The 23,304-nt window shown below is 56.3% G+C and carries 16 protein-coding genes; 6 read left to right on the top strand and 10 right to left on the bottom strand.

From position 1 onward, the window contains the following. The first annotated feature begins 133 nt into the window (after positions 1–133). Positions 134–3,112 carry a putative mucin/carbohydrate-binding domain-containing protein gene (locus tag ABLV75_RS21310; RefSeq protein ID WP_032704954.1) on the top strand — a complete coding sequence of 993 codons (2,979 nt, stop codon included), beginning with the start codon at positions 134–136 and terminating at the stop codon, positions 3,110–3,112. 37 nt (positions 3,113–3,149) lie between these two features. On the opposite strand, the gene cdaR is transcribed toward ABLV75_RS21310, so the two are convergent. The 3 genes from cdaR to dgt form a co-directional block, all read right to left on the bottom strand. Continuing rightward, positions 3,150–4,307 (bottom strand): DNA-binding transcriptional regulator CdaR, encoded by a 1,158-nt coding sequence (gene cdaR / locus ABLV75_RS21305; protein WP_004098741.1) that lies wholly within the window; start codon positions 4,305–4,307, stop codon positions 3,150–3,152. A gap of 190 nt (positions 4,308–4,497) precedes the next feature. Further along, positions 4,498–5,937, bottom strand: a complete 1,440-nt coding sequence (gene degP, locus ABLV75_RS21300) for a serine endoprotease DegP (protein WP_004107952.1) — start codon at positions 5,935–5,937, stop codon at positions 4,498–4,500. A 134-nt stretch (positions 5,938–6,071) separates the two neighbouring features. Then, the gene (gene dgt / locus ABLV75_RS21295) at positions 6,072–7,586 is read right to left on the bottom strand and encodes a dGTPase (protein WP_032704955.1); all 1,515 of its coding nucleotides are present in this window, start codon (positions 7,584–7,586) and stop codon (positions 6,072–6,074) included. A gap of 84 nt (positions 7,587–7,670) precedes the next feature. On the opposite strand from dgt, the gene mtnN reads away from it, so the two are divergent. From mtnN to ABLV75_RS21280, 3 genes are all read left to right on the top strand, one after another. Then, positions 7,671–8,369, top strand: coding sequence for a 5'-methylthioadenosine/S-adenosylhomocysteine nucleosidase (gene mtnN / locus ABLV75_RS21290; protein WP_004107960.1), 699 nt, complete (start codon positions 7,671–7,673; stop codon positions 8,367–8,369). Beyond that, positions 8,362–9,162, top strand: coding sequence for a vitamin B12 ABC transporter substrate-binding protein BtuF (gene btuF, locus ABLV75_RS21285; protein ID WP_004107961.1), 801 nt, complete (start codon positions 8,362–8,364; stop codon positions 9,160–9,162). Before mtnN ends, btuF begins: the two co-directional genes overlap by 8 nt. 180 nt (positions 9,163–9,342) lie before the next feature. Continuing rightward, positions 9,343–9,966: a TRIC cation channel family protein gene (locus ABLV75_RS21280; RefSeq protein ID WP_004107962.1), complete on the top strand. Its 624-nt coding sequence runs from the start codon at positions 9,343–9,345 to the stop codon at positions 9,964–9,966. Positions 9,967–10,053: 87 nt separating this feature from the next. Here the strand turns inward: ABLV75_RS21280 and erpA are convergent, their stop codons facing one another. Continuing rightward, complete coding sequence (gene erpA / locus ABLV75_RS21275) at positions 10,054–10,398, bottom strand: iron-sulfur cluster insertion protein ErpA (protein WP_004098733.1); 345 nt, start codon at positions 10,396–10,398, stop codon at positions 10,054–10,056. Positions 10,399–10,479: 81 nt separating this feature from the next. Beyond that, entirely contained in the window at positions 10,480–11,898 is a 1,419-nt protein-coding gene (clcA, locus tag ABLV75_RS21270) for a H(+)/Cl(-) exchange transporter ClcA (RefSeq protein ID WP_032692291.1), read from the bottom strand. A 180-nt stretch (positions 11,899–12,078) separates the two neighbouring features. On the opposite strand from clcA, the gene hemL reads away from it, so the two are divergent. After that, complete coding sequence (gene hemL / locus ABLV75_RS21265) at positions 12,079–13,359, top strand: glutamate-1-semialdehyde 2,1-aminomutase (RefSeq protein WP_004107964.1); 1,281 nt, start codon at positions 12,079–12,081, stop codon at positions 13,357–13,359. 211 nt (positions 13,360–13,570) lie between these two features. Continuing rightward, the gene (locus ABLV75_RS21260) at positions 13,571–14,500 is read left to right on the top strand and encodes an Rpn family recombination-promoting nuclease/putative transposase (RefSeq protein ID WP_004107966.1); all 930 of its coding nucleotides are present in this window, start codon (positions 13,571–13,573) and stop codon (positions 14,498–14,500) included. Between the two features lie 60 nt (positions 14,501–14,560). Here the strand turns inward: ABLV75_RS21260 and fhuB are convergent, their stop codons facing one another. The 5 genes from fhuB to mrcB form a co-directional block, all read right to left on the bottom strand. Beyond that, positions 14,561–16,543, bottom strand: a complete 1,983-nt coding sequence (gene fhuB, locus ABLV75_RS21255; protein ID WP_004107968.1) for a Fe(3+)-hydroxamate ABC transporter permease FhuB — start codon at positions 16,541–16,543, stop codon at positions 14,561–14,563. Continuing rightward, complete coding sequence (fhuD, locus tag ABLV75_RS21250) at positions 16,540–17,430, bottom strand: Fe(3+)-hydroxamate ABC transporter substrate-binding protein FhuD (protein WP_004107971.1); 891 nt, start codon at positions 17,428–17,430, stop codon at positions 16,540–16,542. Before fhuD ends, fhuB begins: the two co-directional genes overlap by 4 nt. Next, on the bottom strand, positions 17,430–18,227 hold the full coding sequence (gene fhuC, locus ABLV75_RS21245; protein WP_004107972.1) for a Fe3+-hydroxamate ABC transporter ATP-binding protein FhuC: 798 nt from the start codon (positions 18,225–18,227) through the stop codon (positions 17,430–17,432). Before fhuC ends, fhuD begins: the two co-directional genes overlap by 1 nt. A 45-nt stretch (positions 18,228–18,272) precedes the next feature. Next, the gene (gene fhuA, locus ABLV75_RS21240) at positions 18,273–20,477 is read right to left on the bottom strand and encodes a ferrichrome porin FhuA (protein ID WP_004107973.1); all 2,205 of its coding nucleotides are present in this window, start codon (positions 20,475–20,477) and stop codon (positions 18,273–18,275) included. A 274-nt stretch (positions 20,478–20,751) separates the two neighbouring features. Continuing rightward, positions 20,752–23,304, bottom strand: a complete 2,553-nt coding sequence (mrcB, locus tag ABLV75_RS21235) for a bifunctional glycosyl transferase/transpeptidase (RefSeq protein ID WP_004107974.1) — start codon at positions 23,302–23,304, stop codon at positions 20,752–20,754.

Genomic DNA, 23,304 nt, shown 5'->3' with positions numbered 1-23,304 from the left:
GCCTCATCTGCAAACTCAGTGAACCTCAGATTTTCGTCTCTCATCTCATTTCATCTCATTTTGCTATCCACATGAATTACATAATAAAATAAGGACCTGTATGTTCAGTTTCCACCTGAAAGGAGGTCATACGATGACACTGGAAATTGAACAAACATGTTATACCCTGCAATCTGCACCCTGGCTGGATAATGCCGGTTTTGAAAAAGGACGCCGGCACGATCGTCAGCCGCTGGGCTTTATTCTGCCCGCCAATACGGTGCTGCAAATCCGCCAGCCGGATATGAGTAACGGTAATGCGACGCTGCGCCTGCTCTGCGATGATACCGCGGCAGAAAAAACCTGTACGCTGGCCACCGGCTGGAAAACGGTCAGCGCAGCCGTTGATACCGTCCCTTTTATCGATACGTTGTTTACCGACCAGCCCTGCGAGTTCACCGTCATCTATCAGCAACCCGCAGCCATAAAACCACTACCGTGCTGGAAAGCGGGCCAATCTGAGGATGAATTTTTCCTTAACTGGGAAAAAAATAGATCGTCATTCGCGCTGCTTGATTTGGATGTTATCAATCTGCTACTGCCCTATGCCGACCGCGATAATGCGATGAAAGCGGGCTTACCCGCGTTACACGCTTATTACACTCACCTTTTTAAATGCTATAACGACTGGGCTGGGTTAAGCGATAAGCCGGATTCTCCGTTGAATCAGGATATTGCCACCCGCTATTTTGTAAGAGCCGATAAACATGGCGTCGGTGCGGCTTATTACGATACCGAATGGTGCGGGCATACTTCCGCAACCATCGGCGAAGGCTGGCTGGATAACGTCACCACACAGTGGGTGATCCTGCACGAGATTGGCCACGGCTATCAGGGCAAATTTATGCAGGACACAACGCTGCCCGTCAACGAAGTGTGGAACAACATTTACGCTTCTTTCTACCAGCAGCTCACGCTGAGCCAGGACGATCATCTCTATATTGATGGCTGGCTCTATGACTATGGTCAGCAGGCCGTGCAGGAAGTTCAGCTGATGACCTGTATTAAAGACCAGACGCCCGTCGCCCGCTGGGGCCTGCGTCCGCGTCTGCAATTTCTGATGCTGATGCTGCTCAAAGCGGGAACTAAAGCCTTCCGCGCCTTCAACCAGAACTATCGTATACTAGCCAATAGCAATGGCTTCCAGCCATCGGATCACCAGCTTGCCGATATGCTGGCTACCGCTATTGCTACCGCCGCAGGGTATGATGTCACTCCGTTCATTGCGCTAGGCGGTCTCCCCCTGGAAAACGCCACTCGGGAATATATCGCTACGTTGGCGGCAAAACCGCTTTATCCGCTATATCTTCTTCTGCCACAAAATGAATGGGATAGCGCACGTCGTCAGCTGGGGCTGGACTCTTTCGTCTGGCTGGTGGATAACAGCGAACTGGCGGCTTTAGGCAAAACAGGTACGCTATCTCTGACGCTCAATATCGACCAGCCGGATCAAATCTATGGTCGGACGCTGACTATTAAGGATAATTGCGGCACGCGTTATTCACTGATAGTCGATGATAACACCTTGACCCTGAATGACCTTCCCATCGGCGTTTACCAGATCGATCCACCGAAAGGCCGTTCACAAAAATATCGTCCGGACATCAGCCATATCGTCGTCAAAGAAGGCATCAATACGGCTACCGTCAACTACACCCGACAAAGCGATACCAGCGTGCGTAACGTCACGATGAGCTTTTTAGGTCTTGGCGATGCGCCATTTGCGCGCCTTGATATCGACTATGAAAATCAGCAACTTATTCTAAACGTTATCAGCCCCACGCCGCATAGCTACTATCCCGATACGCTCTATGCTGGCGTATGCGTCCTTTCCGCCAGCGGCGAAAAGGTATTTGAGCGCAAAATGAACGGCACGAACTGCGCCACCGGTAAGGAGATTATTCCCTTCGGTCCTCACTATCACTTATATATTACTCACGTCGAGCCGGGACGGCTGAAAGCCTCTCCGGGATATTTAACGCTGGTCGCAGGTGAGAAATTCCAGCTGATGCGCATTGATGATAATGGGCTTTATAACTTTATCCTCGACAATAATCCGGCGGATGACTTACAGGCTATTTTCGAACACAACGCTCAGACGATACGTAGCCAGCCTTCACTGCTGGCGCAGGAAGAGAGCGTAAGTAAAAACGATCTCTTCCTTCTGCTCTCTCGTATGGAAGAGCCTCGGCGCAGCAAATTGCTCAAAGAGTATGCCGACGTCCTGCCTCAGGATAATAGCGAACCGGGCGAACTGACGGGCAAAAGCGTTACCCTCAATCTCAGAGGGCAAGGCAATAAAGATTTTTGCCAGATCGTTATCGATAATCAGCAGCACGCAATGACGGTCGCCACGCGTACCGGCGCGCCGCACCCGTATTATGTTTCCCATACCTATGCCAGCATTACGGTAACCGGAGCAGACGAAACGGTGGTTTATCACCGCAGCTATGCCGGAGCGACCAATAACCTGGTAAACAGCGAGACTATCGCGCTCGCTGAAAACATGATCATTGAGGTTTTCCATGATGAGCCATTCCGCTCCAGCGCCTGCAATGATACGACTCATCGCGCAGTTACGCTGAAGCAACACAACCGCTGGCGGGTTGTGAAGGATGGGCTGACGACCTGTTCGCTTATACCCGAAGAGCAGGAAGAGGAAACCCCTGATGCTGAGGAGGGGGCAACAGAGCTTTACGGCGATCTCTTCACCTGGCAGCTGCTCGGCGAAAATAATACCCGTTTCGCGACGATGGAGATGGATATTGGCGGCGGCGCGCTGACCTTTACCGCCAGCCCTGGGGTGCCGAATAAGCAATTTACGACGACCTATGCCACGGTAAATGTCTACAATACGCGCGGCTCGGTGGTTTATCGCCAGTCCATTAAAGGCTCATCGCAGCTTGGCGATTATATAGATACGGCAATACTCGATGAGGGCTATATCGTCGAAGTCTTTCATGCCGAAGCCGGAGATCGCTCCGTCATCATCAATCCGTTAAATGGTCATTCCTGGGCACAGCCTAATACCGTCTCCTGGCAAGTCACGACCCGCGGACTGCAGCGCCTGTAATCCGCCATCCCCACTCCCGCCTGCGGCGGGAGTGTTTTTAACGCTGCTCATCCAGCTGGAGCGCAATATACAGCAGCAGACGATCGTCAAAATTTCCTAAATCCAGCCCCGTCAGTTCAGAAATACGGTTCAAGCGATATTCCAGCGTATTACGATGGATAAATAGCGCTTTGGAGGTCGCCAACGGCTGCACGTTATGACGAAACCATGCCTGTAAAGTACGGCGCAGCAGGCCGTTGTTATCCATCGCCTTCAGGCGAACCAGCGGGCGCGCCAGCTCATTGGCCTGCCAGCCACCGCGCAGGCTATCCAGCAGGACCGGCAGCATCAAATCCTGGTAGAAATAGCTACGGCTTTCGGGCATCCGCTGCTTGCCGACCATCATCGTGGTTCGGGCGGTGCGGTACGAGCGAGCAATGCTGCCCGGCCCGGTAAAGAAATTGCCCAGCGCCACGCGAAAACGCAGCTGACCGTTCTCTTTCATCCGGCTAATTAGCTGCTCAACGCGTTTGCAGTGATCTTCTGCATCCCAGCGCCCAAAGGCATTCAGCGCGGGCTTCAGCACCACCATCTCGGTCAGCGAGACAATGGCCACCAGATTATTACGATCCGGCGTGGTCAGCGCGGTTTGCAGCTGCTGCAGTTCCGCCATCGCGCTATCGACGCCCAGCTGGCCGCTATCTACTTCAATCATCGCCACGACGCGCGGTTGATTGAGATCGATCCCCAGACGCTGCGCCCACTCAGTCAGCGCCGGCGTGTTCTCTTCCGCCTGAATCAGGTTCATGACCAGCTCTTCACGCAAACGGCTATCCTGGGCCAGGAGATGCATCAGCCGCGATTGTTCCAGCATCATCTCGGCGGTCATACAAACCAGTTCCCCGTATTTGCGCAGCGACTCCGGTTCTCCGGTCAGACCGATTACGCCAACGATCTCCCCTTCCAGACGCAGCGGCAGATTGATCCCCTGACGCACGCCGTGCAGGTGGCGGGCAACAGCATCATCAATGTCGACAACCCGTCCCTGAGAAAGCACCAGCAGCGCCCCTTCGTGCAATTCACCAATTCGCTCGCGGTCACCGCTGCCGATAATGCGCCCTCGGGCATCCATCACGTTAATATTGGTATCAATGATGCGCATCGTGCGCGCCACGATATCCTGCGCCATTTTGGTATCAAGATGCCAGCCAGCCATGTAACCCTCCCGTGAGCAGGCTACCAGCATAGAAGAGTTGGCAAAACGCCGCATTGTGCATTTGCCCAAAGCCGGGGAGAGAAGTATGGAGTTGTGGAAGATGTCACAGAACCAAAAATGGAACCCTCAGCAGAAAGAAAAAGCCCCTTCCCTCCGCAAGGAGAGAAGGGGCTTTGCAGACGGCGACGAATTACTGCATCAGCAGATAAATAGTCGCATCGCCGCGCTGAATGTTCAGCGCCAGAACAGAGGGCTTGGCATCAAAGATTTTGCGCAGGTCGGCAATATTTTTCACCGGTTGCTGGTTAGCGCCAACGATGATATCGCCTTTTTTCAGGCCAATCTGCGCCGCCGGAGTGCCCGCTTTCACGTTGCTCACCACGACGCCTTTGTCCTGGCCTTTGTTGCTCATTTCCGCACCTTCAATACCGTTGAAGATCGTGCTGGAATCAACCTGATTCTGGTTGCTCTGCTGCAGCTCAACGGTCACCGTCACCGGCTTACCGTCGCGCAGCAGGCCAAGCTCGACTTTGCTGCCGATCGGCATGGTACCCACCTGGGCACGCAGAGCGGCGAAGCTGCTGATCGATTTACCGTTCAGCGTGGTAATCACATCGCCGGCTTTAATGCCCGCCTTAGCGGCGGCCGAGTTTGGCATGACCTGGCTGACGAACGCGCCGCGCTGCGCATCAACTTTCATCGCTTTCGCCAGCTCGGAATTCAGCTCGGTACCCATGATACCCAGCTCACCGCGCTTCACCTGGCCAAACTTAACCATCTGATCGGTAAGGTTTTTCACCATGTTGCTCGGAATAGCGAAGCCGATACCAATGTTGCCGCCGTCCGGCGCCAGAATCGCGGTGTTGATACCGATCAGCTCGCCGTTCAGGTTAACCAACGCGCCGCCGGAGTTACCGCGGTTAATGGCCGCATCGGTCTGGATAAAGTTCTCATAGTTTTCAACGTTCAGGCCGCTACGACCTAACGCGGAGACGATCCCCGAGGTCACGGTTTCGCCCAGACCAAACGGGTTACCGATCGCTACGGTGTAATCGCCGACGCGCAGAGCGTCAGAGTCCGCCAGTTTAATCGCGCTCAGGTTTTTCGGATCCTGAATTTGAATCAGCGCAATATCAGAACGCGGGTCTTTGCCGACGACTTTCGCGTCGAACTTACGGCCATCGCTCAGCTGAACTTTAATGGTTGTCGCGTTATCCACGACGTGGTTGTTGGTGACGACATAGCCTTTAGCGGCATCAATGATGACCCCGGAACCGAGGGCCATAAATTTCTGCTGCTGTCCGCCGTTACCGCCCGGCGCGCCGCCTTGTCCGCCGCCCTGACAGAACGGAGAGCTCTGGAACGGTGAACCATCCTGGCAGAATGGTGAATTATCGCCAAAGAACTGCTGGAAGTTTCGCGGCATCCGCGGCGTATTAACGGTGGTGCTCCCCTCAACGTTAATGCTCACGACCGACGGCATCACTTTTTCCAGCATCGGCGCCAGGCTTGGCATCTGCTGCGCATTAGTTGCCGAAGAAGCTGTTTCCGCCGCGCTCGCAGAGAGAGGGGACAACGCCAGACCTAAACTCAGAGCCAGGGCACTCATTGCTAACGTGGTTTTTTTCATATGTTTCAATCTCGATTTCAGATAACGAATAGTTGCTGTGTAGGTGACTATCAGAGTCATTTTATAGCGCGAAGTTCCGGAATGAAGTTTTGGTAAAAGTAAAAATTTATTGTCCGTCTTTACAAAACTCAGCCTTATTCTACGGCCATCAGGCGACGATATTCATCCCATGCATACAAGTCGGTCATTCCGCTGATATAGTCCTGAATGAGACGACAGCGATAATAATATTCCATCACCGGAAATTCCGGATTACTGCGTGAAATCTTATTTACGGCCTCGACGTAAGCCAGCCGATGGCGAGTCGAAAGTTTCTGGAACAGACGCGAAGCAATCGGTAAACTCCGCACCCGCTCTTTTTCCACCAGCAGACTAAACTCATCGAGCGATAATTTTAGCAACGGCTGGTATATATCTAACAAACCACTAATCACTCGATAACCTTGCAGTTCCAGCTGCTCAACGTCAGGATGGCTAAACACATGTTTTACCGCAACATTTTTGTATAGCTCAAGCAGCTGACTGCAATCACTATCGTCTTCAAGCAGCGCGTGATTAAAATCGCCGCTGAAAATCTTCTCCAGGTTATCAATAAACCGACGCGCCGCGTACGGTACCAGCCTATTGAGCGTATTCACCCGTAAATACATAAAAAACTGATCTTCAGTGCTGCGACTCAGAGAATTCGCACGCGATTTCTCCCAGGCGTTTTCGACAACTTGATTAAACAAGGAGCCTTTTTCGTGACCCCCCCAGGCCTCATAGAGATGCTGATAAAGCTGCTCTACGCTGAAGATGCGTTTTTCTACCGCATCCTCAAGGTCGGCAACGCAATATGAGATATCATCCGCGGCTTCCATAATCCACGTTAATGGGAATCGATTGTAAGGAGCCAGATCCAGTTCTTTACGCAACCTCGCAACATAGCCTTCTTCGGCTAAATAATAACCAGGTTTCTTCATTAAATAATTGTGGCTGGCCGGCGGTTCCCCGCGCCACCATGCCGGACGGGTATATTTTAAAATACAGCCCACCTGCGCCCAGGTCAGATTCATTCGCATCAGCGTATGCACTAACCGAATGCCCTGCGCATTTCCCTCAAACCAGCACAAATCCTGGCGAACTTTACGGCGAAGCTCATTCAGTTGGCTATCGCCTTCCTGCAGGCGCAACGCCGCAACCACGCAGCGATCATCGGTTAACGGCTGGGTGGCCGCATCGCCGGGAAAAAGCCGCTGGCTGAACCAATCGTTAATTGCCGCCTCGCCAAAATGACCAAATGGCGGATTGCCGATATCGTGCATCAGGCAGGCCATTTCAACAATGCTCTCAAACGGCCCGGTGAGCTCATCCAGCCCGTAGCGTTCGAGCAGCTTCTGCTCTTTCAGCCGGCTCAGCACCTCTTTAGCGATATAGCGGCCCACCTGCTGAACTTCCAGGGAGTGGGTCAACCGCGTACGCACCGCAGCGTTGCGCTCCAGCGGGAAAACCTGAGTTTTTTGCTGCAGCCGGCGGATCGCCGGCGAGTTAATGATGCGCCCGCGATCGCTTTCGAAAATTCGCAGGATTTCTCGCTCCGTCTCAACGCCCTGCGGTGAACGGTAGCGGCGACGCCAGTTAATCTTGTTGCGAAAATCGATCTTAGCCATGATCTCCCCCGAGCGAGCAATAACGTTTCCTTCTAAGCGCATGATAGACTATGCCGCTAAAACCCACACATCGCGAGTAAATCTATGAAAATCGGCATTATTGGCGCAATGGAAGAGGAAGTTACCCTTCTGCGCGACAAAATCGACAACCGCCAGACTATCACTATCGGCGGCAGCGAAATCTACACCGGCCAGCTTCAGGGTATTGACGTCGCTCTGTTGAAATCGGGTATCGGCAAAGTTGCCGCCGCAATGGGCGCGACCCTGTTGATGGAACACTGTAAGCCGGATGTGATTATCAACACCGGTTCTGCGGGCGGTCTGGCATCAACCCTGAAGGTCGGCGACATCGTCGTTTCCGACGAAACGCGCTATCACGATGCGGATGTTACCGCGTTTGGCTATGAGTATGGTCAGCTGCCGGGCTGTCCGGCCGGTTTCAAAGCCGATGAGAAGCTGATTGCCGCCGCAGAGACCTGCATCAAAGCGCTCAACCTTAACGCGGTACGCGGGCTCATCGTCAGCGGCGATGCTTTCATCAATGGTTCCATTGGTCTCGCAAAAATCCGTCACAACTTCCCGCAGGCCGTCGCGGTAGAAATGGAAGCCACGGCCATCGCGCACGTCTGCCACAACTATGGCGTACCTTTTGTAGTCGTTCGCGCCATCTCCGATGTTGCCGATCAGCAGTCGCATCTCAGCTTCGACGAGTTTCTCGCCGTTGCCGCGAAACAATCCACCCTGATGGTGGAAAACCTGGTGCAGCACCTGGCCCGTGGCTAAGTCGTTTATAACGGAGCTTGCCGCCCTGCTGCTGCTCGCCCCGGCGTGGCTTTTCGCCGCGCCGCGGGTGGTGACGCTCTCTCCCGCCAATACAGAACTGGCGTTTGCCGCCGGCATTACGCCAGTTGGCGTCAGCAGTTATTCCGATTATCCCCCTGAAGCCGCAAAGATAGAGCAGGTCTCCAGCTGGCAGGGGATGAATCTGGAACGTATCGTCGCCCTCAAACCCGACCTGGTGCTGGCCTGGCGCGGCGGTAACGCTGAGCGGCAGGTCAATCAGCTAAGCTCGCTCGGGATAAAAGTCATCTGGGTCGAAACGTCGACCATTGAAGACATTATCGCGACGCTTCGCCAGCTGGCGCAGTGGAGCCCGCAGCCGGAAAAGGCGCAGCAGGCGGCGCAGAATATGCAAAGTGAGTACCAGAAGCTGAAAGCCCGCTATGCCAACGTGCCGAAAAAACGCGTTTTTTTACAGTTCGGCGCCAACCCTCTCTTTACGACCAGCAAAGGCTCGATTCAGGATCAGGTTCTGACGCTGTGCGGGGGAGAAAACATTTTTGCCGCCAGCCGGGTTCCCTGGCCGCAGGTTAGCCGTGAACAGGTGCTGGCAAGGCAGCCGCAGGCTATCGTTATCGCCGGCGATGCCAGTAAACTTCCCGCCGTTGAGCGCTATTGGCAGAATCAGCTAAAAATTTCTTTTATTGCGCTACATGGCGACTGGTTTGAACGCGCGAGCCCACGTATTATCCTCGCCGCAAAACAACTCTGTACTGCGCTCGAACAGGTAAAATAATCACCTGATAACCCAGGTGCTCAGAACCTATCCCACCAGGCGCAATTGTTGCAGACAGTCTGGAACACAGCGAGGAACAACCGCAGCGTACACGCAGTACGTGAGGTTCGTCAGCGCTGACCAGGGTCAAACTGGCAAATGAAATAGCCTGATGGGGTAGACTATAAGTGGGAACTGACGATGCTTGTCTATTGGCTGGATATTATTGGCACCGCCGTGTTTGCCATCTCTGGCGTCCTGCTGGCTGGAAAGCTGCGCATGGACCCTTTCGGCGTGCTGGTATTAGGCGTGGTGACCGCAGTGGGCGGCGGAACCATTCGTGATATGGCCCTTGCTAACGGCCCGGTATTTTGGGTTAAAGATCCTACCGATCTGGTAGTGGCGATGGTCACCAGTATGCTGACTATCCTGCTGGTGCGCCAGCCGCGTCGGTTACCGAAATGGGTGTTGCCGGTACTGGACGCCGTCGGCCTGGCTGTATTTGTCGGGATCGGCGTCAACAAAGCCTTCCTTGCCCATAGCGGACCGCTGGTGGCCATCTGCATGGGCGTCGTCACCGGCGTCGGTGGAGGGATTATTCGCGACGTGCTGGCGCGCGAAATCCCGATGATTCTGCGTACGGAAATCTACGCGACCGCCTGCATCGTTGGCGGTATCGTACACGCAACGGCGCACTACACCTTCCAGGTTCCGTTAGAAAACGCGGCGATGTCAGGGATGGTGGTTACGCTGGTGATTCGGCTGGCGGCAATCCGCTGGCACCTGAAGCTGCCAACGTTTGCGCTTGATGAGAATGGACGGTAATAAAAGCAAAACGGTAACCTTAACGTTACCGTTTTTAATGTTTGCTCCCTCTCCCTGTGGAAGAAGGGGCTCACGATCGCACTATCTTTAGACGCTGAATGAGGAGCCGCAGCCGCAGGTGCTTTTCGCATTCGGGTTGGTCACGATAAAACGCGAACCTTCCAGTCCCTCGGTATAATCGACGGCGCCGCCGACCAGATACTGCAGGCTCATTGGGTCAACCACCAGGCCGACGCCCTGCTTCTCGATAGTCATATCGCCTTCGTTAACCTGATCGTCAAAGGTGAAGCCGTACTGGAAACCGCTGCAGCCACCGCCGGTGATGTACACGCGCAGTTTCAGGTTCGGATTGTCTTCATCCGCAATCAGGTCTTTTACTTTAATCGCTGCGGCTTCGGTAAACTCCAGCGGCAACGCTACGTCATCACTCATTTTATGCTCCCATTGATACTTCTGACCGGTTAAAGAATAACCCGACCTTTTGAGCCATTATCTAATACCCGAGTAAATCGTTCAAGTATTCTCCCCGCCGACAGGCTGCGCCCTGGCTTCCTGTTCCGCTTTTTGTTTTGCGAGAGTACGCTGCAGAATAGTCGAGTATAAAGGCTTACCGCCGAGGAATTGTGCCAATAGTGTTGCGCCGAGGCAGGTAATAATCATTGGCAAAATGAGCTGATAATTATCGGTCATCTCCAGCACCAGCACGATACCGGTCAACGGCGCGCGGACCGAGGCGGCAAGCAGCGCCCCCATACCGGCAATGGCAAAGGTTCCCGCATCCAGATGATACGCCGGAAACAGCGGCGTCGCTGCCATACCAAACGCCGTACCCAGCAGCGTCCCCAGCGCCAGCATCGGGGCAAAAATTCCGCCCGGCGCGCCGGAAGAGAAGCAGAGCAGCGTGGTAATCACCCTCGCGATAAAAATAAATAGCAGCAGGCCAACGGAAAAATTGCCCGCCGCGGCGATGGGGATCAGGTTAAATCCGCCGCCGGACGCTGCCGGCTGAATCAGTCCCAGCACGCCGCAGCTACCGCCGATCAGGCCGCCAATCAGCACCCATTTCTTGATGTTGCCGCCGTGAATCCGCTGGAACATATCCTGGGTACGCAGCACCAGCGTATTAAATAACGGACCCACGCAGCCAAAAATCATCCCAAGGATCAAATACAGCCACAGCGTGTTGACCGGCGCATTGCTGAGCTTACCGACCTCGATAACCGCTTTATCGCCATTGAAGATACGGAAAACGATGGTTGCCATAATCACGCCGGTAAACACGGCTTTAATGGAGATCAGGTTGTAGCGAAACTGCGGGCGCATCTCTTCAATAATAAACAGAATCCCGGCCAGCGGCGCGTTAAAAGCGGCGGAGAGCCCCGCGGCGGCGCCGGTCGCCAGAAGCGTATGACGCGCTTCCGGACTGCGCATGCGGAAGACGTCCACCACCATGCGCCCAAGATTGCCCCCAAGCTGCACCATCGGCCCTTCGCGCCCCAGCACCATCCCCGCGCCCAACGTGCCCATGCCGCCGATAAACTTCACCGGCAGCACGCGCCACCAGCGAACGGGACGCAATTCCTCCAGCGCGCCTTCAATTTCCGGGATCCCGGAGCCGCCTGCTTCCGGCGCAAAACGACGGACGAGGAAATAGCCCACCATAGCCAGCAAAGCGGAGAGGATAAAAGCCAGCGGCCAGACCAGAAACCAGTGGTCTGCCACCTCTACCAGCGCGCCAATGCGCACGTTTTGCACCCAGTTGACGCTTTTCTCAAACGCGACGCCAACCAGCCCCGCCAGCGTTCCGACAACGGCCGCCATCAATAACACCGCCAGCGGCGTTTTATCACGCTGAATCAACCGACGCACGGCATCGCTGCGGCGAACGCGTACGAACTGATGTGCTGAAGAAGAGGGATTTTCTGCTTTCATGCCATTATCAATGATTAGTAATACAAATAGAAAGAAGGGCATTCTAGCCAACCGGACAGGCTCCGTCGTCAAAAAAATGCGCTGCGCCCCCATTGTTTCAATTGGGCAAAACTTTCATAACCTTCCTGGAATAACTTAGAATAGTCGACAAAACATTTTTCACGAACCAGGACTCCGGTAATGAGCAAATCTGAAAATCTGTATAATGCTGCGCGTGAACTTATCCCCGGCGGCGTGAACTCTCCGGTACGCGCCTTCACCGGCGTCGGCGGCACACCGCTGTTTATTGAGCGCGCCGACGGCGCATATCTCTACGACGTCGATGGTAAAGCGTATATCGATTATGTCGGCTCCTGGGGCCCAATGGTGCTGGGCCATAACCATCCGGCAATCCGCAATGCGGTTATTGAAGCTGCTGAGCGCGGCCTGAGCTTTGGCGCGCCAACGGAGATGGAAGTTAAAATGGCGGCGCTGGTCACCGAACTGGTCCCGACCATGGATATGGTCCGGATGGTGAACTCCGGTACCGAAGCCACTATGAGCGCCATCCGCCTGGCGCGTGGCTTTACCGGTCGCGACAAAATTATCAAGTTCGAAGGCTGCTACCACGGTCACGCCGACTGTCTGCTGGTGAAAGCCGGTTCAGGTGCGCTGACGCTTGGCCAGCCGAACTCGCCGGGCGTGCCGGCGGATTTCGCCAAACACACCCTGACCTGCACCTATAACGATCTGGCCTCGGTCCGCGCTGCGTTCGAACAGTATCCACAGGATATTGCCTGCATCATCGTTGAGCCGGTGGCCGGTAATATGAACTGTATTCCACCGCTGCCGGAGTTTCTGCCGGGCCTGCGCGCGCTGTGCGACGAATTCGGCGCGCTGCTGATTATTGATGAAGTCATGACCGGCTTCCGCGTGGCGCTGGCGGGCGCGCAGGATTACTACGGCGTGGTGCCGGATTTGACCTGCCTTGGCAAAATCATCGGCGGCGGTATGCCGGTTGGCGCATTCGGCGGTCGCCGCGAGGTGATGGATGCCCTTGCTCCGACCGGCCCGGTTTACCAGGCAGGTACCCTCTCCGGCAACCCCATCGCCATGGCGGCAGGTTTCGCCTGCTTAAGCGAAGTGGCGCAGCCCGGCGTACATGAGACGCTAACTGAACTCACCAACCAGCTGGCACAGGGCCTGCTGGACGCCGCTCGCGATGCCGGTATTCCGCTGGTGGTGAATAACGTCGGCGGCATGTTTGGCATTTTCTTTACCGATGCGCCAAGCGTGACCTGCTACCAGGACGTGGTGAAGTGCGATGTAGAACGGTTTAAACGCTTCTTCCACCTGATGCTGGAAGAGGGCGTCTACCTGGCGCCGTCGGCGTTTGAAGCGGGCTTTATGTCTATTGCTCATAGCGAAGAGGATATCGACAATACCGTCGCCGCAGCGCGTAACGCCTTCGCGAAGCTGTAACCCTGATTGCCGGGACTGCCCAGTCCCGGCAATATCTCTGTCATCTCGCCGCAAAGCCTCAATTTGCGTGGGTTCACGCATAACAATCTGCAAGCGCGATCGCTTCGAAAGATTGTCATCATCACGCCTCGTAGAAGTCAAAATCGTCAGCGGACAAAATGAAGCCCGAAGCCGATGCTGAGCGCAAAATTAGCCGCAGGGATCGCTCAGGATGACAACGCAATCTTCTCCCACCCCGCATGATGCTATCTTCAAACAGCTACTGGCGCATACCGACACAGCCAGAGACTTTATCGATATCCATCTTCCGGCAGATCTGCGCGCGCAGTGCGATCTCAATACGCTACAGCTGGAATCAGGTAATTTTATTGAGGAAGACCTGCGCGCCTACTATTCCGACGTGCTGTACTCTTTGAAAATCAATAATAAGACCGGCTATATCCACGTACTTATTGAGCATCAAAGCTCGCCGGACAAACAGATGGCGTTTCGCCTGATGCGCTATGCCGTCGCCGCAATGCAGCGCCATCTGGAAGCGGGAAATACGCATCTTCCACTGGTGGTTCCCATTCTTTTTTATCAGGGCAAAACCTCGCCCTATCCCTTCACGATGAACTGGTACAGCCTGTTCGACTCGCCGGAGTGGGCAAAAATAATCTATAACCGCCCTTTTCCGCTGGTCGATATCACGGTGATCCCTGACGACGCGATTATGCAGCACCGGCGCATTGCGATACTGGAGCTCCTGCAGAAACATATTCGGCAACGGGATCTCATGCTGCTGCTGGAGCAATTGGGGGCCCTGCTGAACACGGGATATACTACCGCCGAACAGCTAAAAGTGTTATTTAGCTACATGGGGCAGCGCGGTTATACCGCAAACCCTAAGGCTTTTTTCAATGGACTGGTAAGTCATATACCGCAGGAGGAGTCAATGGAAACGCTGAACGAATGGCTGGAAAAAAACGGCAAAGAGCTTTTTATTGAATGGGGCATTGAAAAAGGTGAAGCAAAGGCCCGACTAAAAATTGCTAACCGGATGCTGGAAAACGGAATGGAACAGTCGCTGGTCATCCAGCTCACCGAATTAACGGAAAGCGAAATCAAACAGCTGCAGGACGCCGCTATAAATCCGGCCTGAATACGTACAAAAGCGACTTATCACATCGCGATGCCCGCCGGGCATCGCGATGATGAAAAGCTACCGACTCTGCTTTCTCAACAGATAGATAAAGTACGGCGCGCCGATAAACGTCGACAGCAATCCCGCCGGGATCTGATACGGAAACATCAGCATCCGGCCGCACCAGTCGGCGAACACCAGCAGCACCCCGCCAATCAGGCCGGAGATCGCCATATGCGGCATCGTACGCCGGAATCCCATCATACGCGCAATATGCGGCGCCATTAATCCCACGAAGCTGAGGGGGCCAATCGTTAGCGTTGCGGCCGCGGTCAAACATGCCGCCAGCAGCAGTAGCCCGATACGTGACGGCGTCAGCGCCATGCCGACCGCCCTCGCCGCCTCGCCGCCCAGCGGCAGAATCGTCAGCCAGCGTCGGCAAAATGGCGTCAGCGTAAGCAGAACAAGCATCACCGCGCCGCTGCGCATCACGAGTTCCGGCGTGGCGCTGTAGGTTGAGCCGGAAATCCACGTCAGGATTTGCGCCATTCGCGGATCGCCGCTGGCCTGCAGCATCATCAGCAGCATGGTAAACGCCGTGCTCAGCGCCATCCCTGCCAGCAGCATGCGATGCGGCGAGAACCCGCCGCGTCCGGCGGCAATCAGGATGATCAGCAGCGTCGCCGCCGCTCCGAGGCTACCGGCGGGCAGCAGCCAGCCAAAGGCATTTCCCGGCACAAAGAACAGCATCACCACCACGCCAAACGCCGCGCCTGAGCTGATGCCGAGCACTTCCGGACTGGCCATCGGATTACCGGTCAAACGCTGGATAATGCAGCCCGCTACCGCCAGCATTACGCCAGCGAACAGCGCCGCCAGAATGCGCGGCCAGCGCCAGGGCATTAGCTCATCCAGTAGCGTACCACTGGCCCAGTGCCAGCCCTGCGCATCGCGGCCGAAAGCCAGCGCAGCGACGATGGCCAGTAGCAGCAGCGCCAGCCCGCCCAGCGCGAACCACAGCACATGTTGCCGTTCAGCCTGCACCCTGGCGCCACCGTTCATCACCGGCGCGCTAATGCTGCGCAGGCGCGGCAGCAGCCATAGCAGCAGCGGCGCGCCAATCAGGGCGGTTACCGAACCGGTGGAGACTTCCATCCACACCCGGGCCAGCCAGAGGATAACCTGATCGGAGAGCCACAGCAGCAGCGCGCCAATCAGCGCCGCCAGCAGCAAGCGCGATAGCAGACGACGAGCGCCCAGCATCTTCGCCAGCAGCGGCGCGAACAGGCCGATAAAGCCAATAATCCCCACCGCATTCACCAACAGGGCGCTGATGACAATCGCCAGGGTCAACGCCCCCAGCCGTGCCAGCGAGAGCGCCAGTCCGAGGTTGCGCGCCACGCCGTCGTCCAGCCCCATCAGGGTCAGCGGACGCAGCAGCAGCAGCGTTAAAATGGCTCCGCCCAGCAGCTGCGGCCACAGTCGCTGCGCCACGCTCCAGTCGGTCTGGGTCAGGGTTCCGGTGCTCCACAGGAACATACTTTGCAGCTGATCGTGATGGAAGATCGCCATCAGTTGATTAAGCGCGCCGCAGTACAGGCTGACTACCAGCCCAGCCAGAATCAACGTCACCGGCGAGAGGCGTTTGCCCCACGACACACCAAACACCAGCGCGCCGACAATGCACGCCCCGGCAAGCGCGGCGAACTGCGACGCCAGCACGCCAGGGATCGCCCACAGCGTGGTGACCGTCATGCCCAGTTGCGCCCCGGTCGCTACGCCGAGCGTCGTCGGTTCCGCCAACGGGTTACGTAGCACCTGCTGGAACAGCACACCCACCAGCCCCAGCCCGGCGCCGACGAGCAACGATATAACCAGCCGCGGCAGCAGGCTGTAGTGGAACAGCATCTGAGCGATATTATCGATATTAGGCTGCCACAGCGCCTGCCCCCATTCGCTTCGCGGCAGCACCACGTTGAGGTTGAACAGCGTCAGCGCAGCAGCGACGATAAGCAGAGTTAACAGCAGAGATGTCGCCAAAGGCGAAATACGCGATCTCACACCGGGCCCCCCTGAGCGTCGGCCAGCACGCGGGCAAAATGCATCGCCGATAGCGTCGCGCCATAGAACCACACCGCCGGGACGCGCTGAAAACGCCCTGCGCGAACAAACGGCATCGCTTGCCACAGCGGCGTCGCCGTGAGCTGCGCCATCTCCCGCGCATTGCCGTGATCGAAGCAGATAACGTCGGCATCTCTGTAGGCCGCCAGCCGGTCAATACCGACGGTGACGCTGCCCCAGAAGGTGGTCTCGCCCTGCCAGGCATTTTTGATGGCAAAGCGGTCGAGCACTTCCTGGAACAGACAGTTCTGCGCAAAGACCAGCACGTGGCGGGTATCAAGCAGGGTAATCATCAGCAGCGGGCGATCGCCGCGGCGGGCAAAGCGCGGACGCAGGCTCTCCATCAGCGCGTCAAATTCCGCCAGATGGCGCTTCGCTTCCTGCTGCCTGCCGATCAGGTCAGCCATTTCGCTAAGCGACTGCTGAGCCATCATCAGCGGACGCTTGCCGTCGCTGAAGGTGAATCCTCGTCCGGGCGCAATACGCGCCAGCTTTTCCGCCGCCGGGCCGTACCCTGCCGACCAGACCAGAAACGACGGCTTCATCTGCGTCAGCAGCTCCAGATTGGGTTCGGTGCGCAGCCCAACATCAATCACCGAATCAGGCAGCGCCGGTTCATTGACCCACAGCCTGTAGTTAGGGATATCGGCAACGCCGTAGGGCGTGACGCCCAGCGCCAGCAGCAGCTCTACCGGCAGCCATTCGAGCGCGACAATACGCTGCGGATCAACTTCCGCCGCCCGCGCGCCGCGCATCAGCCACAGCAGCGGCGACAGCGCCATCGCGGTCAGCAGGCGCCGCCGCGTGATGAGTGTGAGGTTTTCCATCAATAGACAAAACTTACCGGCGCTGCGCCAGCCGGATGCGGCAGGATCCCCATCGGGATACCGTAAATTTGTTCCAGAGTTTCGCTGCGCATCAGCTCCGCGGGCGTTCCCTGAGCGATCATTTCACCGCCGCGCAGCGCAACCAGATAGTCGCAGTAGCGCGCCGCCATATTGATATCATGCAGTACGGCGATCACCGTCAGCCCGCGCTGCTGGCTCAGGCGATGAACCAGCGCCAGCACATCCACCTGGTGGGCGATATCCAGCGCCGAGGTGGGTTCATCGAGCAGCAGGCAGCGGCTATCCTGGGCCACCAGCATGGCAATCCACGCGCGCTGGCGTTCGCCGCCGGAGAGACTGTCCACCAGCCGATGGGCCAGCGGTTTTAGCCCGACCAGCGCAATCGCCTCTTCCACTTTTTCCCGGTCCGCCGCGCCAAAACGCCCCAGCGCCCCATGCCACGGGTAGCGGCCGATAGCCACCAGTTCGCGCACCGTCATGCCTTCCGCCGGGGGCAACTGCTGCGGCAGATAAGCCACCTTGCGGGCAAAGGCTTTACTGCCCCAGCTATCGAGCGGCTGACCGTCAAGCAAAACCTCCCCGTCCGAAGGCGGCTGATGGCGGCCAAGCATTTTCAGCAGCGTCGATTTGCCGGAGCCGTTATGGCCAATCAGGCCCGTGACTTTTCCCGCCGGGAAGGTTAACGACAGAGGATGCAGCAGCGTTCGGCCGGGCACGCGGAAGGTCACGCGGTCCAGTGAAAACGTCGTATCGGAGTGCGGAATGTTTTCCTGCATAACGGAACCTGGTAAGAGGCGCGGCGAACCGCGCCCGTTAAGTGGTTAGAAACGGAAAGTCGCGGTCGCCACAACCTGACGCTCAGCGCCCCAGTAACATGCGTATTCGCTGTAGCAGCTGGAAACGTATTCACGATCGAACAGGTTATTGACGTTGACTCCGATCGACGAGCCCGGCAAACCAAAGCGCGCGAGATCGTATTTCACGGTGGCATCCATTAACGCGTAGCCCGCGACGTTGAAGGAGTCGTCTTTTTTCCCGGTCGAAGTATCGTTTTTGTAATAACTTACCGTTGAACCGACATAGCGAGCACCGGCGCCCACTGTCAGACCGCTCAGCGCGGTTTCGTGGAAAGTATAATCTGCCCACAGCGAGGCCATATTGCGCGGGACTTCTGCCGGACGCTTGCCGTTAAAGGTGGTGTCGTGCTGGTACTGAGCATCCGTATAGGTGTAAGAAGCCGTCACGTTAATATTGGCATTAACCGCCGCTTTCGCCTCCAGCTCAATCCCGCGAGAGCGGATTTCGCCCGTCTGGATACTGAATGAGGCGTTGTTCGGATCCGCCGTCAGGTTTTTATCTTTGGTCAGCTGATATACTGCGGCGGTCAGCACCAACGGCATATCCTTCGGTACGTACTTCACGCCGGCTTCATACTGCTCGCCGTGGGAAGCATCGAAAGGTTTGCCATCCCGCGACGATCCGGAAACCGGCTCAAAAGACTGGCTGTAGCTGAAGTATGGCGAGATACCATTATCAAACAGATAGTTAATGCCGCCGCGCCAGGTGAATTGCTGATCGTGATTTTTGGCGAGGGTATTCGCAGGGCGCGTCAGGGTTGAAGCCATCGCATAGTCGTAGCGGCCCCCCAGCGTCATCACCCACTTATCCCACGCCATCTGATCCTGGGCATAGAGACCGGTCTGCTCCATACGGTTCAGCACTGAATAGGGGAAGTTAACGCTCACGTTTGCATTGCCATACTGCGGGTTCTGCATATCAATCGCGGAAGCCGTCCCGTAATCCGCGTTCACATCATTGCGCATGCGCGAATAGTCTACGCCGGTTAACAGGGTGTGCCCTACCGCGCCGGTAGCGAAATCAGACTGCAACTGGGTATCAACGGTAAACGTATTAAGGTTCTCATCGGAGCGAACATACGCACGGTTGATTTTGCCTGTCGGCGTATATCCGTTGCCATAGACTGAACGATACAGAGTATGGACGTTGGCATAACGCAGGTTCTGACGCACGGTGAAAGTGTCATCGAACTGATGCGAGAAGCTGTAGCCAACCATCTGCTGACGGCGAGACATCTTATTGTTCGCTTCGCCTTCGTTAAAGTCCGTCGGCAGCTTATGCGCCTTACCGTTGGCGTCGTAATAGGGCACCACTGTCCCTTCACGCGGCAGCCAGCCGTAATACCCGGCATACGGATCGCTCTGGAAATTACTCAGGAAAGTGAAGTCCGTTTTGTCATCCGGACGCCAGCTAAAGGAAGGAGCGACCGCATAGCGGGTTGATTTCGCCATCTGCTGCTGAGCATCCTGGCTGCGGCCTAAACCGGTCAGACGATATGACCACACGCCGTCTTCATCAATGGCATCGCTGAAATCAAAGCCCGTCTGCCACAGGTTATCGGTACCCATTTTAAATTGGATTTCTTTCAGCGGTTCAGTCGTCGGACGCTTGCTGACCATGCTGACGATGCCGCCAGGGTTGCTGTTGCCGTACAGCACCGACGTTGGCCCGCGCATCACTTCCACGCGTTCGAGGAAATAAGGGTCCATTGAGACTTCAGAATAGTTATTACCCTGCAGCTTCATCCCATCCAGATACTGGTTGGTATTCACCGTTGTTGACGTGGTGAAACCACGAATCGTCACCACATCATAGGTGGTTGAACTGCCGCGGGTCGAGAATACGCCAGGGGTATAGGCCAGCGCTTCTTTGACCGTCGTCGGCTGCTTCATCTCCATTTCCTGGCGGGTCACCACGGAAATAGACTGCGGCGTTTTTTCGATGGGTGTATCGGTTTTTGTTGCGGTAGCCGAATGTTTCGCCGCGATAGTCGCTGCCGGTCCCCAGGCGCTCTCCTGCGGAGCCGGAGCGGCGGTTACGGTAATGGTTTCTTCTTTCGGTTCAACTGCCGCCTGTGCATAAACAGACATGCCGCTAACCGCCGTGGCTACTACAGCTGCGATTTTACGCAGCGAGTGATTTGGCTGAGCAGTTTTAAGACGCGCCATGGGTATATCTCTGATAGAAGTGAATGATAACGTAAACGAGAATTATTATTATAACGGCTGACATAATAGGCGAAACGAGCGCGGCAAGGCAAGAAATATGCCCCCTGCGGGCTATCAAAGGATGAATAAATAACCAGACGGTAATTGTGGGGTTATAAGGCTGTTAATTAATTTACAGATATAAAAAGGCCCTCTAATACTGAGGTATTAGAGGGCCACTATTCCTGCACCCACTCAACCAACAAGGCGCCGGCTTTCAGGATGCAACGACGGGTTAATTACCGCCGAACATATCTTTAATCCAGCCCGCTACGCCATCGCTCTTCTCCTGCTTCGGCGGTTGCTGCTGATTTTGCTGCTGTTGCGGCTGTTGCCCGGACTGATTGAACGGATTATTCGCCTGCTGCTGCTGGAGCTGCTGCTGTTGAATCAGTTCGCCCTGGCGACAAAGCGCGTCCGGCGAGGTCGTCCATACCGGAAGCGAACGCATGCCGCCGCTGCAGACAAAGTTACCGCTGCTATCGACGCCCATATCCACCACATCTTCCGGCGGAGTCAGGACCAGCGGAGTCGGCGTCTGGTTAGCCAGATAGCGCTGGTAAATCGACATTGCGCCGCTGGCGCCGTACAGCTTAGTCGGCTGGTTATTATCGCGTCCCACCCAGGTAATGGTCACCTGACCGCCGTCAATACCGGCAAACCAGGTATCAACGTTGTTGTTGGTGGTCCCGGTTTTACCCGCCAGATGCAGGCCCGGATACTTCGCGCCCAGCTGACGACCGGTACCGCGCTGCACCACCTGCTGCATAGTCCAGAGCGTCATATAAGCCGCCTGCGCCGGTACCGCCCGTTCCGCCTGCGGATAGCTTTGATAGAGTACGGTACCATCTTCAGCGATCACCGAACGCAGCGCTGACAGCGGCGCGCGGTTGCCACCGCTGGCAATGGTCTGGAACGCCTGCGCCACTTCAATCGGCGTCAGGTTCAGCGCCCCCAGCAGCATAGAAGGAACCGCATTCAGCTGATTCCTGGGCGCGCCCAGTTTAGTCCAGGTATCAACCACCGCCGGCAGGCCCAGCGCCATCCCGAGATTCACCGTCGGCACGTTCATTGAACGCGTCAGCGCGTCAACCAGCATCACCTTCCCGCTCTCGCTGTAGCGACGATCGTCGTTCTGCGGCGACCATGTCTGGCCGTTAGACAGACGAATCGAGATAGGCGCATCGGCGATCCAGGTATTGAGACGATACTGATTCGGCTGACTTAGCGCGGTCAGATAGGTCGCCGGTTTTGCCAGCGAGCCAATCGAACGGCGCGCCTGCATTGCGCGGTTATAGCCAGCAAACTGCGGCTCCGCCCCGCCGACCATCGCCCGTACTTCTCCGGTGAAGCGGTCGACAACCACCATCGCGGTTTCCAGATCCGGTAGCTTACGCTGTTTCTTCAGCGCCGGAATACCCTCTATCGCCGCTTTTTCCGCCGCATCCTGCGCCACGGAATCGAAGGTGGTAAAGATCTTCACGCCGGAGAGATCTTTGACTTTATCGCCCAGTTTCGCCTGCAGCTCCTGACGCACCATCTGCATAAACGCCGGCTGCGGAGAGATCACCCCACCGCGCGGCTGTACGCCCAGCGGACGCGCGCTGAGCATGTCATACAGCTCCTGATCGATAACCTGCTGCTGCTGCAGAAGACGCAGCACGAGGTTGCGTCGCTCCAGCGCCAGCTTCGGGTTACGCCACGGGTTGTAAACCGACGCGCCTTTTACCATCCCCACCAGCAGCGCCTGCTGATCGAGGCTGAGCTCTTCCACCGGACGACCAAAGTAATAGAGGCTCGCCAGCGGGAAGCCGCGGATCTCGTTATCGCCGCTCTGACCGAGGTACACCTCGTTCATGTACAGCTCAAGGATACGATCCTTGCTGTAGCGGGCATCGACGATCAGCGCCATATAGGCTTCGTTAATCTTGCGCCAGTACGAACGTTCGCTGGAGAGGAACAGGTTCTTCACCAGCTGCTGGGTCAGCGTACTCGCCCCCTGCACCGTACGACCGGCGGTCAGGTTAGCCAGCACCGCACGGCCAATGGAGTAAAGGCTGATGCCGTCGTGTTCGTAAAAATGGCGGTCTTCCGTCGCCAGCAGAGTATCCACCAGCAGATCCGGGAAGCCGTTGCGCTTCACAAACAGACGCTGTTCGCCGTTAGCCGATTGCAGCATAGTGATCAGGCGCGGATCGAGACGGAAGAAACCGAACTGGCGGTTATTATCCATGTTCTCGATGGTGTCGAGACGATCGCCATTAAAGGTCAGACGCGCGCGCACCTGGCCTTCTTTACTGTCCGGGAAATCGAACGGACGGCGGATCATCTCGATACTGTTGGCCTGTACCGTATATTCCCCCGGACGCGTCATCGCGCTCACCTGGCGATACTGCGTCGCGTTGAGCAGGCGCACCATTTCGTTTTTGCTGATCTGCATATCCGGCTCAAGGTTGACCATCCGGCCATAAACCGCCGCGGGCAGATCCCAGACTTTCCCGTCAATGCGGCTGCGGATTTTCTGGTCAAGGTAGACGCCATAGGCAGCAATCAATACCGCACAGACGACCCCAATTTTAATCAGCAGCCACAGCCAGGTGCGTTTACGACGAGGGGGTTTACCGCCTTTGCCTTTTCCTTTCCTCGGCATCGGTTTTTCATCCTCATAGTCATCATCGTAATCGTCGTCGTAGTCCTCTTCCCGAACCCGACGGCGAGTTACCTTTTGTTTTGCCGGGCGCGAGGGTCTCCCCTTACGTCCGATCGGCTCGCGGTCATCTCCCGCCAT

It is taken from the genome of Klebsiella sp. CN_Kp066, assembly GCF_040065135.1.
GTDB lineage: Bacteria > Pseudomonadota > Gammaproteobacteria > Enterobacterales > Enterobacteriaceae > Klebsiella > Klebsiella oxytoca.
Note: the sequence above shows the minus strand (reverse complement) of the source record. Positions and strands in the feature narration are given on the sequence as shown.

Bases quoted from the DNA above. Each gene is read 5' to 3' on its own strand.
- mtnN (WP_004107960.1), top strand. From the start codon at position 7,671: ATGAAAATCGGCATTATTGGCGCAATGGAAGAGGAAGTTACCCTTCTG.
- degP (WP_004107952.1), bottom strand. From the start codon at position 5,937: ATGAAAAAAACCACGTTAGCAATGAGTGCCCTGGCTCTGAGTTTAGGT.
- ABLV75_RS21310 (WP_032704954.1), top strand. From the start codon at position 134: ATGACACTGGAAATTGAACAAACATGTTATACCCTGCAATCTGCACCC.
- ABLV75_RS21260 (WP_004107966.1), top strand. From the start codon at position 13,571: ATGACAACGCAATCTTCTCCCACCCCGCATGATGCTATCTTCAAACAG.
- fhuD (WP_004107971.1), bottom strand. From the start codon at position 17,430: ATGGAAAACCTCACACTCATCACGCGGCGGCGCCTGCTGACCGCGATG.
- fhuC (WP_004107972.1), bottom strand. From the start codon at position 18,227: ATGCAGGAAAACATTCCGCACTCCGATACGACGTTTTCACTGGACCGC.
- clcA (WP_032692291.1), bottom strand. From the start codon at position 11,898: ATGAAAGCAGAAAATCCCTCTTCTTCAGCACATCAGTTCGTACGCGTT.
- ABLV75_RS21280 (WP_004107962.1), top strand. From the start codon at position 9,343: ATGCTTGTCTATTGGCTGGATATTATTGGCACCGCCGTGTTTGCCATC.
- hemL (WP_004107964.1), top strand. From the start codon at position 12,079: ATGAGCAAATCTGAAAATCTGTATAATGCTGCGCGTGAACTTATCCCC.
- mrcB (WP_004107974.1), bottom strand. From the start codon at position 23,304: ATGGCGGGAGATGACCGCGAGCCGATCGGACGTAAGGGGAGACCCTCG.
- fhuA (WP_004107973.1), bottom strand. From the start codon at position 20,477: ATGGCGCGTCTTAAAACTGCTCAGCCAAATCACTCGCTGCGTAAAATC.
- dgt (WP_032704955.1), bottom strand. From the start codon at position 7,586: ATGGCTAAGATCGATTTTCGCAACAAGATTAACTGGCGTCGCCGCTAC.
- cdaR (WP_004098741.1), bottom strand. From the start codon at position 4,307: ATGGCTGGCTGGCATCTTGATACCAAAATGGCGCAGGATATCGTGGCG.
- erpA (WP_004098733.1), bottom strand. From the start codon at position 10,398: ATGAGTGATGACGTAGCGTTGCCGCTGGAGTTTACCGAAGCCGCAGCG.